This is a genomic window from Gordoniibacillus kamchatkensis, assembly GCF_000829455.1.
GTDB classification, from domain to species: domain Bacteria; phylum Bacillota; class Bacilli; order Paenibacillales; family NBRC-103111; genus Gordoniibacillus; species Gordoniibacillus kamchatkensis.
Map to the genome: position 1 here is coordinate 79,000 of NZ_JXAK01000024.1, position 18,115 is coordinate 97,114.

At 46.0% G+C, this 18,115-nt stretch carries 18 protein-coding genes, 1 rRNA gene and 1 pseudogene; 18 read left to right on the top strand and 2 right to left on the bottom strand.

The window, feature by feature from the left end; genetic code table 11:
• Nucleotides 1-7: 7 nt before the first annotated feature.
• The 8 genes and pseudogenes from SD70_RS14970 to SD70_RS36085 all read left to right on the top strand — a co-directional run.
• Nucleotides 8-958: a restriction endonuclease gene (locus SD70_RS14970; RefSeq protein ID WP_231571228.1), complete on the top strand. Its 951-nt coding sequence runs from the start codon at nucleotides 8-10 to the stop codon at nucleotides 956-958.
• A 313-nt stretch (nucleotides 959-1,271) separates the two neighbouring features.
• A complete protein-coding gene (locus SD70_RS14975) occupies nucleotides 1,272-1,505 on the top strand; it encodes a hypothetical protein (RefSeq protein WP_041048332.1) in 234 nt (77 codons plus the stop codon).
• A 14-nt stretch (nucleotides 1,506-1,519) separates the two neighbouring features.
• Nucleotides 1,520-1,897 (top strand): type II toxin-antitoxin system VapC family toxin, encoded by a 378-nt coding sequence (locus tag SD70_RS14980; RefSeq protein WP_052487466.1) that lies wholly within the window; start codon nucleotides 1,520-1,522, stop codon nucleotides 1,895-1,897.
• A gap of 119 nt (nucleotides 1,898-2,016) precedes the next feature.
• Nucleotides 2,017-3,921, top strand: coding sequence for a TOTE conflict system archaeo-eukaryotic primase domain-containing protein (locus tag SD70_RS14985; protein ID WP_082053371.1), 1,905 nt, complete (start codon nucleotides 2,017-2,019; stop codon nucleotides 3,919-3,921).
• 59 nt (nucleotides 3,922-3,980) lie between these two features.
• Complete coding sequence (locus SD70_RS34905) at nucleotides 3,981-4,439, top strand: DEAD/DEAH box helicase (RefSeq protein ID WP_231571229.1); 459 nt, start codon at nucleotides 3,981-3,983, stop codon at nucleotides 4,437-4,439.
• Nucleotides 4,440-4,542: 103 nt separating this feature from the next.
• Nucleotides 4,543-4,821, top strand: a complete 279-nt coding sequence (locus SD70_RS14990) for a hypothetical protein (protein ID WP_041048333.1) — start codon at nucleotides 4,543-4,545, stop codon at nucleotides 4,819-4,821.
• Entirely contained in the window at nucleotides 4,805-5,092 is a 288-nt protein-coding gene (locus SD70_RS14995) for a type II toxin-antitoxin system RelE family toxin (protein WP_041048334.1), read from the top strand. Before SD70_RS14990 ends, SD70_RS14995 begins: the two co-directional genes overlap by 17 nt.
• A 965-nt stretch (nucleotides 5,093-6,057) precedes the next feature.
• Nucleotides 6,058-6,174 (top strand): annotated as a pseudogene (locus tag SD70_RS36085) (hypothetical protein); the annotation flags it as partial.
• A 24-nt stretch (nucleotides 6,175-6,198) separates the two neighbouring features.
• On the opposite strand, the gene SD70_RS33370 reads toward SD70_RS36085, so the two are convergent.
• Together SD70_RS33370 and SD70_RS33375 are read right to left on the bottom strand one after the other, a co-directional pair.
• Nucleotides 6,199-6,891, bottom strand: a complete 693-nt coding sequence (locus tag SD70_RS33370) for a PucR family transcriptional regulator (RefSeq protein WP_331436788.1) — start codon at nucleotides 6,889-6,891, stop codon at nucleotides 6,199-6,201.
• Complete coding sequence (locus SD70_RS33375) at nucleotides 6,892-7,233, bottom strand: hypothetical protein (RefSeq protein WP_052487468.1); 342 nt, start codon at nucleotides 7,231-7,233, stop codon at nucleotides 6,892-6,894.
• Between the two features lie 150 nt (nucleotides 7,234-7,383).
• Here SD70_RS33375 and SD70_RS15005 point away from each other — a divergent pair, with 150 nt between their 5' ends.
• From SD70_RS15005 to SD70_RS15045, 10 genes are all read left to right on the top strand, one after another.
• Nucleotides 7,384-7,710, top strand: coding sequence for an ABC transporter permease (locus SD70_RS15005; RefSeq protein WP_052487469.1), 327 nt, complete (start codon nucleotides 7,384-7,386; stop codon nucleotides 7,708-7,710).
• Nucleotides 7,711-7,944: 234 nt separating this feature from the next.
• Complete coding sequence (locus SD70_RS15010) at nucleotides 7,945-9,717, top strand: sensor histidine kinase (RefSeq protein WP_041048335.1); 1,773 nt, start codon at nucleotides 7,945-7,947, stop codon at nucleotides 9,715-9,717.
• Nucleotides 9,692-11,236, top strand: a complete 1,545-nt coding sequence (locus SD70_RS15015) for a response regulator (protein ID WP_041048336.1) — start codon at nucleotides 9,692-9,694, stop codon at nucleotides 11,234-11,236. The genes SD70_RS15010 and SD70_RS15015 overlap by 26 nt, the downstream gene beginning before the upstream one ends.
• 153 nt (nucleotides 11,237-11,389) lie before the next feature.
• Complete coding sequence (locus SD70_RS15020) at nucleotides 11,390-12,280, top strand: carbohydrate ABC transporter permease (RefSeq protein WP_041048337.1); 891 nt, start codon at nucleotides 11,390-11,392, stop codon at nucleotides 12,278-12,280.
• 18 nt (nucleotides 12,281-12,298) lie between these two features.
• Nucleotides 12,299-13,192 (top strand): carbohydrate ABC transporter permease, encoded by an 894-nt coding sequence (locus tag SD70_RS15025; protein ID WP_231571230.1) that lies wholly within the window; start codon nucleotides 12,299-12,301, stop codon nucleotides 13,190-13,192.
• Nucleotides 13,193-13,237: 45 nt separating this feature from the next.
• Nucleotides 13,238-14,617: an extracellular solute-binding protein gene (locus SD70_RS15030; protein ID WP_041048338.1), complete on the top strand. Its 1,380-nt coding sequence runs from the start codon at nucleotides 13,238-13,240 to the stop codon at nucleotides 14,615-14,617.
• A 16-nt stretch (nucleotides 14,618-14,633) separates the two neighbouring features.
• Entirely contained in the window at nucleotides 14,634-14,975 is a 342-nt protein-coding gene (locus tag SD70_RS39260) for an FAD-dependent oxidoreductase (RefSeq protein WP_052487470.1), read from the top strand.
• A gap of 11 nt (nucleotides 14,976-14,986) precedes the next feature.
• Nucleotides 14,987-16,027 (top strand): FAD-dependent oxidoreductase, encoded by a 1,041-nt coding sequence (locus tag SD70_RS15035; RefSeq protein ID WP_052487471.1) that lies wholly within the window; start codon nucleotides 14,987-14,989, stop codon nucleotides 16,025-16,027.
• A gap of 493 nt (nucleotides 16,028-16,520) precedes the next feature.
• Nucleotides 16,521-17,315 (top strand): TatD family hydrolase, encoded by a 795-nt coding sequence (locus tag SD70_RS15040; protein ID WP_041048339.1) that lies wholly within the window; start codon nucleotides 16,521-16,523, stop codon nucleotides 17,313-17,315.
• Nucleotides 17,316-17,916: 601 nt separating this feature from the next.
• A 16S ribosomal RNA gene (locus tag SD70_RS15045) occupies nucleotides 17,917-18,115 on the top strand; the annotation flags it as partial.

Consider the following 18,115-nt stretch of genomic DNA (forward strand, 5'->3'; position numbering starts at 1 on the left):
ACTTGGAGTGAACGAAAATTTTGTGCAACCGGTTGGTTTCATTGTTCTATGTTGTATAATATTTATATTTGGTGGAGCTTTGCTCTATTATCGTCTTCTGCGTTGGCTTCCGGAAATATTGATGAGGCTGATCGCATTTGCAGGTATTGGAGTCATTATAGTGTTGGTTACTGACCATATAGAGAAAGTGAACGCTCTTATTGCCTTTGTGGGATTTGGAAAGCTTGTGATTTGTTGTGTCATCATCATTGCATTATTAGCTGCTCTAATAACCGCGGGGACTCAGCGAACCAGCCGAAGAACTCGTTCGAAGCCGAAGGTAAAACATTCCTCTGGATCTAATAGAACGGTTTCTCGCAAGGAGCATCAGCAACGGCGGTCTGACGAAACGATTCTAACCACTTCGTTGGACGACTTGTCCGGGGCTGAATTTGAGCGCCTACTCGCGCTCTATTTTACTGATCAGGGGTTCGAGGTGAAGGAGGTAGGTATCGGCGGCAAGGACGGCGGGGTAGATTTAGTTATAACGGATCGCCGCGGAGAGAAAACAGCTGTTCAAGCTAAGTGCTATGCTCCGAAAAATCTAGTTGGCGTTCAAATCGTTCGGGAATTAGTCGGAGCCAAGCGAAATCACGATTGTATTCTATCTTTGCTGGTTACTACCTCCGATCTAACCGAACCGGCTAAACAGGAAGCGGAAAAATTCAAGGTAGATTACTGGCACGGAGCCCTTGTCGAACAGAAACTTAGATCCTGGGGGAAATGGCAGCCTGTAACCGGAAAGAACAAGAGGAAAGCAACAACCGATAATGTTAAATCGGCACGCTTCCAAGTGGCCGCAACTACGGAAGTACAATGTTCCTGCGGTTCAGCCATGGTGCTTAGAAAGAGTAAGGAAGGAAAATCTTTTTGGGGATGCTCGCGTTTCCCGACATGCCGGAATACGAGATCGGTTTAATTTTGTGGAAATAAAGATAAGTCTGTACTAGAAACCGGATGTCTTCAACAACAAGCCATACGAGGATTACGTGAAGTTGAGGGAGTGCTTCCGTTTCGAGGAACTAACTTAGGTGGATTTTAACATACAAGTTAGTGACATACAAGGAAATAGATTGAGTTTTCGAGCTGAGGTTTGTCCCCTTCACGATTATACAAAATTTGTAAGTAGCCAATACTGATGGACTATACCCTTAAGACAATAACAATTATTGAAACTACAGACGGTATGTTATAATGGATTAACCAAGTACGACAACGGAGGGATAAAAATCATGATCCCCAAAAAAATTGATCAACAAACTGCCAGCGCGCTCAAGTCCATTCTTCAAAAACTCAATATAAATAATTCGCGTGTTTTGATTGACCTTGAGAAGCAGACTGTAGAAGCTCAAGAGGATGACTATTCGATTGATGATCTTCTGGAAGCAGCCGGGGCATTATCTCCTGAACGTGGCAAGGAACTTCTTGATGAAGTAAAAAGATCGCGCGAGGAATGGGATTCATGAGCAAGGGGTAATTGTTGGATGCGAACATTGCGATTGCAATTCTTATCAATGAAGGTACAGTTATTGATTTTGCTCAGCAAGCCTCACGTGACAAAATGCCGATTTACTTTTCTACAATTACGGAATGCGAAGTTTTTGCCGGGTTACGACCCGAAGAACGACTTCGTGCAGAAAAGTTGTTTACAACAAAAAGATGCGTAGATGTTACCTCTGACATTGCGAAACTGGCTGGATCTATTCGGAAGGATCAGAAAAGCAAGGGACGAAAAGTGAAAACACCGGATGCTCTTATTATTGCGACAACCTTGGTTTATGATTTCACATTAGTATCTAGAGATTCTGATATGAGTTTTGTCCAGAGCGAACTTGAAATTACACACTTAAAAATATAATCAATTTAAGCGAAGCCGTCTCTTCCAATTTATGTTGGGAAGACGGCTTTTCCATATATTCAAAAGATCCTATGATAGAATAGGCATACGAACAATTCTTATTATATTCCGGAGGAATTATGAGAAATGACGTGGAGCAGCAACTTGCCCGGGCTTTGAATGAAATAGAAGCTCTTAAAGATGAGAATCGTTTGCTGAAGCTCCAATTATCAAAATATATAGATCTTGAAGATTCGACGTCTCTGGTACCCTCTCTTTCCCAAATCGCGAACGAGAAAGAACAAGCGCCGGTAGGCCAAGTGCATCTAAAATCTAGTTCAGAAGAAAAAATAGCTTTATTCCGTTCTCTCTTCCGTGGGAGAGAGGATGTTTATCCAGTGCGATGGATGAACAAAGCCGGAAAATCAGGGTACTCTCCCGCTTGTCAGAATGAATGGACGTATGTTTGCAAAAAGCCGCAAATCAAATGCTCGGAATGTACCCATCAAGCATTTGAACCAGTGACAGATGAAATTATCGCCCGACATCTCGATGGCAAGACGAATCGCACTATCGGCGTCTACCCAATGCTTGAAAATGAAACCTGTTGGTTTCTCGCCATGGATTTCGATAAGAAGAATTGGCAGCAAGATGCCGCCGCGGTACTGGCAACTTGTAAGGAATGGAAAATTCCTGCTGCACTTGAACGTTCCCGATCGGGGAACGGCGGGCATATTTGGTTCTTTTTTGACCAACCCTTAGATGCGGCTATCGCAAGGAAGCTGGGGTGTGCCATTCTAACAAAGACCATGGAGCATCGGTACCAGATTTCATTAGACTCGTATGATCGATTGTTTCCGAACCAAGATACTCTCCCTAAGGGCGGTTTTGGGAATTTGATTGCACTTCCTCTGCAGGGAATTCCGCGTCGCGAAGGAAATAGCGTTTTCGTAGATGTGTCTTTTCGTCCCTATGTTGATCAATGGAGCTATCTTTCGGGATTGGAAAAGCTTTCAATAGACCGGGTTCAGAGCTTAATTTATGAATTAACGAAAGGAGGCTCTTTGCTTAGTGTCGGTTCTTGGAATGATGCAGAAGAAGATGAGCGGCCTTGGATCAAAACCGGATCTGGACATTCCTCGGTTATATCAGGCGCATTGCCATCTAAAGTTAACGTCGTTTATTCCAATATGATTTATATCGATAAAAGAGATTTGCCGCCGGCCTTCCTCCATCGTCTTCAAAGTTTGGCTACCTTTCAAAATCCGGATTTTTATAAGACACAAGCAATGCGGCTTCCCACTTATGGCAAGCCAAGGGTTATCGGTTGCTTCGAGGATTATCCTAAATACATTGCCTTACCTAGAGGCTGTTTTGAGATGATGATGGATTTGATGAGTTCTTATCAAATTGAAGCTATTATTTCGGATGAACGCAATTCCGGAAATGGAATTGAGGCTGCATTTAACGGAGCTCTTTCTATGTTGCAAGATGGTGCAGCCAGGTCCATGTTAGCCCATAATACTGGAATTTTATCGGCAACAACGGCCTTTGGAAAAACGGTGGTAGCCGCTTCCATCATTGCTTCCAGAAAGGTAAACACTTTGGTACTGGTTCATCGAAGGGAACTAATGGATCAATGGAGGGAGCGGCTCAGCACATTTTTGAACCTCGAGAAGAAGAATATCGGCATCATTGGCGGCGGAAAGGAAAAGCGAAGCGAGATCGTGGATATTGCGATTATACAAAGTTTAAATCAAAAGGGCATCGTCAAGGAATACGTCGAAGAGTACGGTCAAATTATCGTGGATGAATGCCACCATGTTTCGGCGTTTAGCTTCGAACAAGTGCTGAAAAAAGCGAAGGCCAAATATGTCTTAGGGTTGACCGCAACTCCCACGCGGCAAGATGGACATCAACCGATTGTCTTGATGCAATGCGGTCCGATTCGAATTAAAATCGAGCTAAGTCGCAAGCGCAGGCTCGGGGAATTGAACATAAAGTCGTTCCGCGTTACACGAATTTCCGTCTTCCGGCAAATGTGAGCTCACTCGGTATTCAAGATATTTATCAATACTTAGTGCAAGACGAGGAACGGAACAATATGATTTTTGATGATTTGCTTAAAGCATTAGACCAGGGACGTTCGCCTATCTTGCTAACCGAACGGACTGCGCATGTCGAGTATTTTGAGAATCGATTAAAGCATTTTGCCAAGAACGTGATCGTTCTGCGTGGGGGGATGGGAAAAAAGCAGCGTGAAGCGTTGCGGGAGCAGATCGCTGGTATCCCCGATTCAGAGGAGCGGGTATTTATAGCGACAGGCAAATTAATCGGTGAGGGCTTTGACGATGCGCGGCTGGATACATTGTTTTTGGTACACCCCATCTCTTGGAAAGGGACGCTCCAACAATATGCAGGCCGGCTCCATCGTGTTCATCATAGCAAACAAAACGTTCAGATTTATGACTATGTGGATTTGCAAGTGCCCATGCTGATGAACATGTATAAGAAAAGGGTAAGGGGCTATCAAGCGATGGGGTATCACGGAATGAATTTATAATAATTGGATGGAGAATTATTACGGTGTAGATTTCGGGAGTAATTGATTAGACGTATTTGCCTTTGTGGTATAATGGTAACAGTGATCGAAGGGAGGGTTATCCATGAGCGTAAATCGTGAAGAGTTGAAACGATTGATTGATCACATCCCTGAACAAGATGCGGCCCAAGTTCTTGACTTTATTGGTTACTTAAACATGAAGCGGGAACGCGAAGCTGCTCAGCAATTGGATATAGAGGCGCTCTCTGAAGATGCAGATCTCATTCGTCAGGTTCAAAGAAGCCGCGAAGATCGGTTAGCTGGACGAGTGTATGGCGAACAAGAGGGGCTTGATTATCTCCGAGTTAAAGTGAAGGAATTTGAGCGTGGACAAAGTTTATAAAGTATTTTGGTCGCAAACCGCTCTTGATGAACTTGCCGGCATATTGGCTTATCCTCCGGAAGTGAAGGAACGAATTTATTCTGACTCTTTCACGCGACTCGCTTATACAATCCTTACTGCCAAACAGATACCCACTGGCAAATTGAAGGGTTACTGGACAAGGCTGGGTCTGTACCAAGTCATTCTTGTGTTTGAAGTGGATGAGAAGGAGCTAGTTATCTGGGTAGATGGAATCAAACATAAGCGTGAAGATGTCTATTGGAAGAAGTAAAATATAAGCAATTGAACCTCCCCAATTCAATTGGTGGAGGCTTTTGCACATGGAATGCCGATTCGCAAAGTATAGAATATGTAGGATCGACCTGTTCGCATTAAGACTACTTATTTTTGGAGCTAAATTGGGGATAATCTGATGAAAAACCTCAACACCAAGTGCCCAAAACCACCTAATTAGAACAAAATGCGAACGCGAAAAACCCAGGCATATCAAGGGTTTTCGGCCACTTTAACAGATTCCAGCAGACCCGAATCCGAATCCGCATACGGTGCATGTGGAGTCGGTGGCATTACTGGTCCGGCACTAATTGTAAAAAGCAATTTGAGTCAACTCAAAGCCTAAATAGTCGTATCAAAGCCTAAAAAGTCGTATTGCCAAGCCGAGCGAAACTCAGGTATCCACTCCTGTTTTTCCTCGGCTTTTTGTTTTGAAAAGACAGGGGAAAGGCTTAGGAGGGCTTTCGAGGGCCACCAATCCCGTTCCGCTGCGATAGGGAAAATGCAGGCGGGGCAAGGGGGAGGAAGCATCCTTCCAGTTGATCACCAATTTCTTCTCTGATTTTCACTCTGTAATTGCCGCGAACAAATCTTGTCCCTGTCTCCAATTTGATTCCTATCGCCGCACGACTTTAATTGTTTTTTTGGCGGGCCTTCCCCCTTGGTTTTACCTCGATTTTACCAGTTCCCTAACACGACTATAATTGCAATGGAAAATTTTGGTAAGAGAGCGAAAGGGAGCGGGAAGCCTTGTGGCTGTTGGAGAAAAAGGGGATTGGGAAAAGTGACATGGGCGAGATGACTATTTAGGATTTGGACAATTAAATGAGATGCGGCAGTATTGCTCAATCGACAGAAGTTCTCCTAGACAAAAACCCGCTTTTTGAGTTGTCTTTGAAAATGTTCAATTGGTAAAAGCTGACTGCGGTTAACTGCTTAGCTACTTTCGTATTGTAACGCTCAGCTTTGGGGGAGATAGCCGTCCACCAACCGGTCGCCGGATCGTTCAGCCGCTACGCGCGGGAGTATATCAAACCTGTGTATGGCTATTTGACGGGCAACATGCACATAACAACATGGGCAAGTGAAAGATAAGATGACAGCTTAATTGGAGATCAGTTTGTTCGTCTTTAAGTCAATATAAAGCGCCACTTTCTGATCCATGTTTTTTAAATCGATATCTCCGATCTCGGCGATGCGGGCAAGACGGTAATTCATTGTATTCGTATGAATATGAAGTGCGGCGGCAGCGTCCTTGGCGTTACTGTCGCTGTTTAGAAATACTTCCAGCGTCTCGACCAAATTCGTATGATGACCTCTGTCGTACTCGCTTAAGCGCTGCAAATGCGGGTTTACCATCCGGTGGGTTTGCTTGTATTCGTAAATGGGAGGGAGAAAGCGGTAAAATCCCAGATCTTCATAGTGATCAACGCCTGCTTGAGCCGGAAAAACCTTCTTCTGTCGAAGTAAGGTTAACGCCTCGCGATAGCTTGTTTCCACCCGGCTGTAATCCTCTAACAAGGATCCGCAAGCCCCTGTGACGGATGAGACCCGCAAACGGTTGTTCATCTGTTTGGTGAAGCTGCCAATGAAGGCAGCCCCATGTTCTTTCCAGGAGGCGAATGCCGCCGGGGAAGCAAGCAGGATGAAATAGCGGTGATCCACGGCATGACATACCACCGAAATGCGCTGCGTGTCTGACATGGAGTAGCGAATGTGCTGAAGCTGCCGATCATCGATCGGTTCAGGGAATTCGAACACCATGACATAAAAAGCGGGAGGCAGCGAGAGATGAATTTACTCGGCTTTTTCCTTGATAGCATCCGAACTGGTCAAATGACCGAATAACAGCTGCCAGAAAAATTCGCGAAAACCTTCTTCTTGTTTGCGTTTGCGATTTTGAATTTGAAGCAGCTTTTGCTTTGCGATTTGCTCGGCTTTCTTCAGAAGCTCCAGACCGGTCGAATCCAAGCGGTTGTTGATCTCAATAGCCCAAATATATCCAAGAACCTCACCGTCTTTGCGGATCGATATCGCTACGCGATCGTTGAGGCCGATTTCGGTAATCGAGAAGATATGCAGCGGTTCGTCCGATTTCATCAGCTGTGGGATAATCCCTTGCCACCACAAGCTCTGCACTACTTTCTCCGGGACGCGTCGACAGACCGTCGCCTTGTTTAATTGGCCATTGGGAGCTGCGCTATCCTTGCTGCTTCTTGTTATTTCAACGGTAATTGTAAGTTTTTATCAGAAAATATCCAAGCAACAGGGAAAGGAGCTTTGCCGTAAATGCGTTCTTCAAAAATGATTACCGCCATCGGATGGGCCATTCTTCTATTTATTGTCGCCCCCGTACTGATCGTTATTCCGATATCCTTGACGGACATCGGTTTTATGGACTTCCCGAAGCACGGCTTATCTCTTCAGTGGTATGAAAAGCTGCTGCGCCGTGCCGAATGGTCGGAATCGCTCTGGTTAAGCCTACGGTTGGGATTGACCGTCTCGTTGCTCTCAACTTCACTCGGTACGCTCATCGCGCTAGCTTTATTTCGCCGCCGGCATATGTTCAGCGATGCATTAAGCGTCTTTTTTCTTCTGCCCATTGACCAATTATGAGTAATTTACGCTTCATTCAGATGGGGGGGGGCCTCGGCACCTCTATTGTTATTTCTACTGGAATCTTCATCTGCTTCGATGTTGAGTATCGACCATCTAACGGTTTAATTACGAGAGGCCTTTCCCAATCGTGCACTCGTTCTTGCTTAAGATCATGCTTGAAGGGGATGTAAGAACGAGATATACTTTTCAAAAGATTATTTATCTGCGCATCGAAATGGATGGAGATGCTTTTTGAAATCGGTCAGTCTACGTACGAAACTAATTTTCTCATCGTTAATTTTGATCTTGATACCCATCTTTAGCGTCGGTATTTATACTTACAGCTCCTTTGAAAGCGTTCTCAGCAAACAAACCCTTGCTACTGCTCTGGACCGCCTTCACCAAGTCAACATCAATATCGAACGGGAAATGCGGGCGATGATGAATGCATCCAGCTCCGTCGTTTTGGATGACCGCATTCGCGATGTGCTCGATCATCCTCCGAGTACGGATCGGCAAACTATTGACAGCGTGGATCAAATCGACAGAAAGGTTTTGGAGATTTCCACGGCGATCATCACTGATCCGGTATACATTACAATAATGGACAATTATGGAAATATGTATACAAATTGGTCTCAACAGGTCGGAGCCTATGAACGAATCCGCGGCTCGGATTTTTACAAAAAAGCGTTGCAGCAAAACGGCTATATGACTTGGACCTTAAACCATCCTAACTATATCAGTACGGAGCTCGAAAATATGGTAACCCTCGCGATGGCGATCAAAGGGAAATCGGCCTCGCAAAACATCGGCATGTTAATCATCAGTGAACCGGTAAGTCATTATGCAGACATATTACAGGTTAAAAACTTGCCTTACCGGAATATCGGGTTCATGATGGACGCGAACGGCCACATACTCGCGGAAGATCCTCAATGGGTAAATAGCGCATACCCCGCTTTTTTGCCGGATTTACAGCTAAAGCACAGCTCCTTCACGGCTGAAATCAACGGGGAAAAGGTGGATGTCGTCAACGATTTTATTCCCCTGTCGGATTGGTTTGTCGTCCAGGTGGTTCATCATAAAGATGTATTCAACCAAATTCAACAAATTCGCAATATTGCCATTAGCACGCTTTTACTAAGCGTTGCGATATTTATCACCATCCTGATTCTGCTCTCCAATATGTTTACGTCATCCATCAGAAAGCTACAAAGCATGATGAAACAAGTAGAGAGCGGCAATCTGGATGTCTCGGTGGATATCCGCTCCCTCGATGAGGTCGGGTGGCTCAGCAAAAACTTCAATCGGATGGTCAAACGGCTCAGACATTACATCGAGAGGGAAATCGAACTGGAGCGGGTCAAGGAAAATGCTAAATTGGAGGCGCTTCAGGCACAGATTAATCCTCATTTTTTGCACAATACCATAAATACCATTAAGTGGATGTCCATCATGGCCGGCACGAAAAACATTACCGAGATGCTGCTGTCATTAGGGCATCTGCTTAATATGAGTATCCATAGGGGGCAAGAGGAAATTACGGTTCGCGAGGAAATAGACAACGTCCGTTATTTCCTGACGATACAGAAATATCGTTTCGGGGATACCATTCAAGTGGTGGAGGATATCGATCCGGAAACGATGGATGCTTTTGTACCGAAGCTGTCGATTCAGCCCTTGGTGGAAAATGTATACCAGCACGGCCTCTTCATTGAAGGGGGAAAGTTGATCATCCGCACGCGCAAAATAGAGGATGAAGTCGTTCTTGAGGTGATCGACAATGGAACCGGGTTGACCTCCGAGCGGAGAAAAGAATTAGAGGAGCATTTGTCGGGGGAAGGCCGTAAAGGGGAATTTTCCGGAATCGGGCTAAAAAACGTGCACAACCGTATTCAAATTATGTACGGATCTTCGTACGGATTGCGAATCGGACAAGGTGAGGGTGACTTGAACATGTGCTTTTCCATACATTTTCCATACCGGAGGGATCAGCATGAACTTGCGTCTGGTCGTCGTTGACGATGAAGTTCTGGTTCGGAAAGGGATCGTTTCAAGTGTTGATTGGCAGCGATACGGTATCGAGGTTGCAGGGGAAGCCACGGACGGTAAAAGTGCTTTGGAATTAATAAGAAGAACGAAGCCGCACATTGTTCTAACGGACATCAGGATGCCGCACATGGACGGTTTAGATATGATCCGTCGCATCCGTGAAGAGTTGCCTGATACGAAAATATTCATTTTAAGCGTGTTGGATGATTTTCAAACGGTTCGTGAAGCGCTTCGGTTGGGCGTAATCGATTACATATCAAAGCTGTCCATGACGCCCGAAGAGCTGTTGCAGGTTGTGCTGAGTGTGAAAGGGAAAATCACGGCGACGGAGGATGTCATTGCAACAGAGTATGCTGTGAATCGCGTAAATCTAAAGCCAGGGAACGTATCCGAGCAGCTAACCGGGCATCCCTCCGAAATATGCTGTGATTGCATAGATGACGGAGCGCTTTATCGCATCGTAAAAATAAAAGCGGAGGCTCGGATAACACCGGAAGGGCATTCGGTTACATGGCAAAAAGAAAGCGTGCTGGAAAGGTTGACCGGCGTTTTGGACGAATCTCAACGACTGCACACTCATGTATGGTACGGGGAGGATAACTATTTTTGGATGTTGGTTGCAGATGGAGCGGACAATCTGATTGAAACCATATTGTCCTGGAGATTAAAGCTGGGACCGGAGCTGCTTATTACCGTTGGTATTAGCGGGTTGGCGCAAGGACGCTCCGACCTGGATCAGGCCACCCGCCAGGCACAGCAGGCGTTCGGCAGGAGCTTTTACAACGGTTGGGACAGAGCATATGCGTGGGATGAACACGGGGAATCCCGGGAGGATGGCATTATCGATATATCCAAGGAAGTAACGGACGCTTATTTTACTGCTATGGATGCCGACTCTGTGGAAACGGCCGATCAAGTATTCCACCGGATGTTCCCTGCTCAAATTTCTAAACAATTGCCGCAGACGGTCGTTCGGGATGAAGTGTATCATTGGGTTTCCACCGTGAGCTTATATGTTAAAGAACGCGGCGGCAATCTGCATAGCGCATTGCAGGGAGTATCCCCCTTTGACGAACTAAGCCGGTTGGAAACTTATCCGGATATTCGGGAGTGGTGCCGCCGGCTGCATGATGTTCTGAAATCGATGCTGCCCGTACTCCGCAATGCCCATCGCAGAGAAATCACCAAGGCTATCGATTATGCCAAAATGAATTACATGCTGCCGATTCGTGTCAAAGAAATTGCCCGATGGGTCCATCTGAGCGAAAACTACTTCAGCAATGTATTTACCAAAGAGACAGGCAAGACATTTAGCCATTTTTTGCAAGAAATCCGGGTGGAGCAAGCAAAGCGGCTGCTGAAGGAAGAGGAGATGGACTGGATTCAGATCGGTGAAAAGGTCGGCTTCGAGAACCCAAAATATTTTACAAAAGTATTTAAAAAGCTTACGGGCCTAACCCCTAAGCAATTCAGCAGAACGAGGAACTGAGTACGCTTTCAAAGAATTTGTGACCTTTTCGTAGAGGAGGAGACTGTTTGCGGTACCTCATCCGAAACATCTAATGATGGATGCCCAATTCAAAGGAATGGGCATTTTTTTCTTTAGTGCGCTTCTTTACGATAGAGGATAGGAGGGGACGGAATGAAATTAAAACATCAACAAGCGGAAACGCTTTCCGGATGGCTGTTTATTCTTCCAAGCGTTGTTGGCTTCAGCATTCTAACCATACTTCCCATTTTGTTTTCGATGGTTATCAGCTTTACGGAATGGAACTTTCTTAAGGGGTTAAGCGGGTTCCGCTTTGTCGGTCTGGGTAATTTCCTCAAGATGTGGAGCGACCGATGGTTTACGGATAGTCTTAAAAATAATGTGTTGTTTACGGCCGTAACCGTTCCTTTCACGATGGTTTTATCCCTCTTGACGGCAATTGGACTAAACCGGGGCGTTTTTTTCAAAAACCCGATTCGGCTTATGATTTTCATGCCCTATATCTCAAGTATCGTTGCGATCTCGATCGTATGGGGCGTTTTGTACAATCCGTCACAGGGGCCGATTAACGGTTTTTTGCATGGGATCGGCATAAGCGATCCTCCGAAGTGGCTGGCGAGCTCTACCTGGGCGCTCCCCTCGATCATCATCATGAGCATTTGGGCCAACATCGGTTACAATATGATCATTTATTTGGCGGGACTGCAAAATATCCCGAAGGATTTGTATGAAGCGGCAAAAATCGATGGAGCGGGTCCGGCAGCATGCTTTTTCAACGTTACGCTGCCCATGCTGTCGCCGACCTCCTTCTTCGTGCTGATCACGAGTATCATTCATTCCTTTCAAGTGTTTGGTGCCGTGTTTATTATGACCCAGGGAGGTCCGGGCTCTTCCACAAGCGTTCTGACTTATTATATTTATCAAGTCGGATTCAGCTTTTATGACATGGGTTACGCATCGGCAATGGCATGGATTTTATTCCTCATCATTTTGTCGGTTACCCTTTTACAATGGCAGGGACAGAAAAAATGGGTGAACTATTAGAGGGAGGGGGGAGCGGCAGTGGAAGCTCGAGTACAGACATCGAAACGGGAGCGAATAAAGCCGAAAGAAGCAATGTCTCCCCGGAGCATGCAAGATTTTGTTTGGAAACTGATACTGACCGTCATATTGCTTGCGTTTGCCATCAGTATGGTCTTGCCTTTTTTATGGATGATTTCGACCTCTTTAAAGAAGCCTATCGAGGTTTTTGCCTATCCGATTCAGTGGATACCTCACACGTTTCAATGGGACAACTACAAGGAGGTTTGGAGCGGACCCCGGTCATTCTGGATTTATTATTGGAATTCAATCAAGGTAACCGGATTAACGGTGATTGGTACTGTGATGGTGAGCTCTGCCGCCGCCTATGGATTTTCACGCATTCGCTTCAAAGGCAGGGATACAGTGTTTATGATTTTTTTAGCCACCATGATGGTGCCGGACCAAGTGACGTTGATTCCCAGGTTTATTTTATTTAACTACCTCGGCATCTACAATACGCATCTGTCGCTTATTATTCCGGGTATTTTTACCGCGTTCGGCACGTTCTTGATGCGGCAATTCTATATGACGGTTCCGAACGAATTATCGGAGGCAGCCAGGATGGAAGGGGCGAATCATTTTCGGATTTGGCTCAAGATTCTGGTTCCGTTGTCGAAGCCGACCTTGGTTTCGCTGGTCATCTTAAGCTTTACATGGAACTGGAACGAGTTCGTGAATCCCCTCGTGTTTTTGAATAAGAAAGAACTGTTTACAGTTCCGCTCGGGCTAACGAATTTCATCGATGAAGCGGGCACCGAATATTCGCTTATGATGACAGCTGCCGTGAGCTCCATTTTGCCGGTAATCGTGTTGTTTTTGGCCTGTCAAAGGTGGTTTATCGAAGGTGTCGTATCCAGCGGCGTGAAAGGTTAACGGTTCTACAGTTTACTCTATAAAACAATTAAGGGGTGTACATGGATGAACTACAAAGCAATGAGTTGGGTGTTGACGGGTTCGCTATTAATGGCCATGCTCACAGGCTGCTCCGGCGGCCAACCGCAAGCTGACAAGGGAAAGGGCGCTCCGGCGGCTTCCCCGGCAGAGGGAGGAAACAAGCCTCAAGAACCCGTTACGATAAACTTCTGGGGCGCTATTCCGGAAGAGTCGGGCCCGGCGAAGGTAGTGGAAAATTGGAATAAAGCCAACCCTGACATCAAGGTCAATTATAAACGGTTTGTTAACGACGAGGCCGGCAATACGAAGCTCGAAACGGCGTTGCTTGCCAACGGAGAAGTGGATGTGTTTATCAGCTATAGAGCGGATAAAGTAATGAAGCGCATCGATTCCGGGATGGCGGAACCGCTCGACGCTTATATCCAGAAAGATAATTTTAACGTCGAGGAGAACTTCGGCAAGCAATCCATAGTCAAGGTGAAAAATCAAACGTATTACATCCCGGCTATCATTTTGAACGATTTCGTCACATTGAATAAAAAGTATCTCGATGACGCCAAGCTGCCTATCCCCAAAGATTGGACTTGGGAGGACTATAAAGACTATGCCCAAAAATTAAGCAAGGGAGAAGGGGCCAACAAAATCTGGGGCTCTATGGTCGGGAACGTTCCGAAAGTTTATGAGTGGATGGATAAGGCGGTCAAAATGCCGATTGGGCCGGACGCATTTTATACAAGCGACGGCAAGAGCAACTTCGAGCATCCGGCTTTCAAGAAGTATCTCGACGATCAGATTGATTTGCAAAACAAATTGAAGGTGCAGCCCAATTTCGCGGAGGCGAAGGCGACCAAAATGGACGGCAACCAGATGTTTCTTTCGGGTAAAGCGGCCATGTTTTGGCAAGGGACGGCAGTCCTTCGCAATATTAAGAACCTGAAGGATTACCCGCACGATTTTGTAACTGCCTTTGCTCCTGTACCGAAGCAAAATAAGGACGATAAATATGTAACGGCCGGGACGGGTTACTTGGATTTCGTTTCCATCAACTCGCGTTCGAAAGTAAAGGACGCGGCATGGAAGTTTGTGAAATGGTACGTTACCGAAGGCAACGAGCCGATGATTCAAGGCGGACGCGTGCCTGCATGGAAAAAGGCGGATCCGGATAAAGTCGTTAGCCTGATACTCGGGGACAACCCGGAAAAACTGTTCGACGTGCCTTCCTTCAAATCTGCTCTCATGTTGGATAAAGAATTTATCGTGGACACCAAATTTAACAGCTCGCCGGAAATTCAGAAAATCGTAGAGGAAGAAGGCGAGCGTGCTTTTATCGGAGAGCAGAGCTCGGAGCAAGCCGTTAAAAATATGAAAAAGCGTGCCGACGAAGTTCTGGCAAAAAATAAATAAGTTGGAGGGTTATCCTATGAGCTCGGAATTGCATTATGAAGTGGCGGTTATTGGCGGCGGGCCGGCGGGCGTAGCAGCCGCCATAGCAGCTGCGCGTACGGGAGCCAAAACGGTGTTGGTGGAGCCGAATTCATTTCTCGGAGGAGCAGGAACTGCCAGTATGGTCGGCCCTTGGATGACGAACTATTTTCAGGATACTCAGGTCATTCGCGGAGTGTTTCAGGATGTTGTCGATGAATTGGTGCATTACGAAGGCTCAACCGGAACGTTAAAATGCCCGTACGATAATCCCGGAGAAACGAAAGGAACGGGAGGCACATTACTCCGTTCGATGCGGAAATCCTTAAGTTCGTACTGAATAAATTAGTTTTGCAAGCGGGCTGCACTTTAAAGCTGAATACCTTTGTCGATGAAGTGGAACATGTTAACGGAAAAGTGGTTTCCGTAGGGCTCAAGACAAAATCGACACGAACCAAACTAATCGCCAATATGTTTATCGATGCTACCGGGGACGGAGATATTGCCGTCGCGGCTGGAGCCAAGTATGAAATGGGCCGCAAATCGGACGGATTGACGCAACCCGTGTCGGCATTATTTAAAATGAGCTATATCGATATGGATGCTTTCATTGATTATACGCAAAAGAACCGAAACGAATTTATCTGGGTATCGTATCCGATCCTGCCCCCTAATTTGCCGGCTTTTTTTGCCGATCGGATGGTCTGCCTGAGCGGATTCAATAATCTGATCGCGCAAGGACAGCAAAGCGGCGAACTGTATCTTGGCCGGGAACGTATCACCTTATTCTCGGATTACCGTAAGGGAGATATGTTGTTTAATGCTACACGTCTTAACCGGATTGACGCCACAAGCAACGAAGACTTAATCCGCGCGGAAATCGATTTGCGAGAGCAGGTCATATCTCTGGTTGCCTTTGCTCGGAAATATTTGCCCGGGTTTTCACAAGCTTCGCTTTCCAGTGCGGCGTCCCGAGTAGGCGTTAGAGAGACGCGCAGAATTATGGGCGACTATGTGCTGAATCAGGAAGACGTGCTGCGTGGCCGCAAGTTTGACGACGGCATTGCAAAAGGATGTTTCCCGGTCGATATTCACAGCCCCCACGACAAAACCAATGTGTGGGTGGAGCTCAACGATGCGTATGATATCCCTTACCGTTGCCTATTGCCGATTGGTCTTGATAACGTTCTGTTGGCCGGGCGGAACATGTCCGCAACGCATGAAGCACTGGCATCCTCGAGGGTACAATCCCATTGCATGGCTATGGGACAGGCGGCAGGCTTAGCTGCCGCCATGGCCTCGCAGGAAAAGGTGGGCACGCGGGAGATTAGCGTTGCTTCGCTGCAAAATAACTTACGGGCGCAACGTGCGATTGTCGCCGGTGATTTGTAATCCTAAGTGAGATCGCAATCATGTATGATTCATCAGACTGGCCGGGCCTCTAAACTACAGGAGCGCCTCGGCTAGTTTTTTTTCTAATTTGTCCTTAAGGAAACTAAAGCCGTACATATGCCGTAAATATGAAGTAGTCCCTGCAGCTGATGCTGTGGGGATTTTGATTTTAGCTCCAAATGTATAATAGATATAATAAATTTTTCTCTGACACACCGTTTAAACACATGATACGATGAAAGCAGGCATTTACCTGAGAGAACTTAGCTGGTCAACATAAATGTTGTGGTTTTCCTCATTGAAATATACAAAGTAAATACGTTCAAATGCTTCGTGCCCGAAGGATGGGGACTTCTGCTGCTGACTATCGATACGGTGAAAGCGCGGGGATTAGGTGTAACGTTTTATTTCGCGGGCAATGAAGTTTGGCTATCGGAGTTTGTCTCCGCTTCATGCTGCTTAATAAATCAATGGCCGGAAAGGAGCCAATAGAATGAACCACCAAATCATTGATATCGGAGTCAATTTAATGCATCGATCGTTCCATCCAGATCGTGAACAGGTGGTCATGAGGGCGGAAGCTAATGGTGTATGGCCATTAGTAATTACGGGGACTAGTCTAAGAAACAGTGTAGAGGCAGCGCATTATGCGGGGAAGGCGCCAAGGAAGTTATATTCAACTGCAGGAATTCACCCCCATGACGCGAAGAACTGCAATAGAGAAACCTTGACGAAACTAAAGGAGCTGGCAGTTCTGCCTCAAGTAGTTGCCATAGGCGAGTGCGGTCTGGATTATAACCGTGACTTCTCGCCGCGCGACGTTCAAAGGAAGTGGTTCACTGAACAGGTAAATTTATCAGTTGAGCTGAACATGCCGCTATTTTTGCATGAAAGAGAAGCTTTTTCGGATTTCGCCGCAATATTAAAAGAGTTCGATATTAAAAAGGCGGTTGTACACTGTTTTACAGGCAGTGAAAATGAACTGAAATCATATTTGGAAATGGACTTGTATATCGGCATTACCGGTTGGATTTGTGACGAACGACGGGGAAAGCATCTGCGGGAGCTTGTCAAACTAATACCGTTGGATCGTCTTATGATCGAGACAGATGCCCCATTTTTGACACCGCGTGATTTGCCAGTTAAGCCATCGGACGGAAGAAATGAATCTGCATTTCTGCCGCGTATATTACAAACAGTAGCCGCATGCATCGGCAAATCCCCGGACGATTTAGCTCAAGCGACCACAAATACCGCGAAACGATTTTTCGGCATTGGTTTGGAATAACATTTTTCTATCATTGAAAAGCTTCCTCTCGGTCAAATGCAATTAGCTGTGGATGTTATGTCCAGACAAGATCTTGTTTTTGTATGCGATACGTACATTCCCTTATTATGATACTTTGGACCGTTCTAGGGATAATCCGATTTTGCCATCAGAGGCTTGATAAATAACTGCGTATTGCATTTTTATCATGAGGTCTTTTTGTTTTCCTTTCAGCTAAAGGCTCCTACTTCTTCTGGCAACGGCATCATGGAGGAAGGGATGGGATAACGAAATAAAATGGAATAAATAAACATTGATTCTGTGTGAAATACCGTGGTAAGATGAACTTCCTGCCTCGAACAGGAAGCTAAGAACAAGCTAAAGATGATCTAAACTTGATGATTCGTTCTTCAAGATTGGAAAAACTTAAGCACTTGAAATGCAGTCGAAAACATGATATATTGTTTCTCGCTGTCGCCAAAACGGCGATTCGAAATTGCTCTTTGAAAACTGAACAACGAGTGAAGAAACAAGCAGTACAACACGCAAGTGTTAGGATTGAGCAATCAGCTCTAAAATAAACATGCTCGGTCTGGGCCTCGGCCTGAACGTAGTATGACCTTTATTGGAGAGTTTGATCCTGGCTCAGGACGAACGCTGGCGGCGTGCCTAATACATGCAAGTCGAGCGGATCCTCGTGCTTCCTTCGGGAAGCACTGGGGTTAGCGGCGGACGGGTGAGTAACACGTAGGCAACCTGCCTGTAAGACCGGGATAACTACCGGAAACGGTAGCTAAGACCGGATAGCTGGTCTTCTCGCA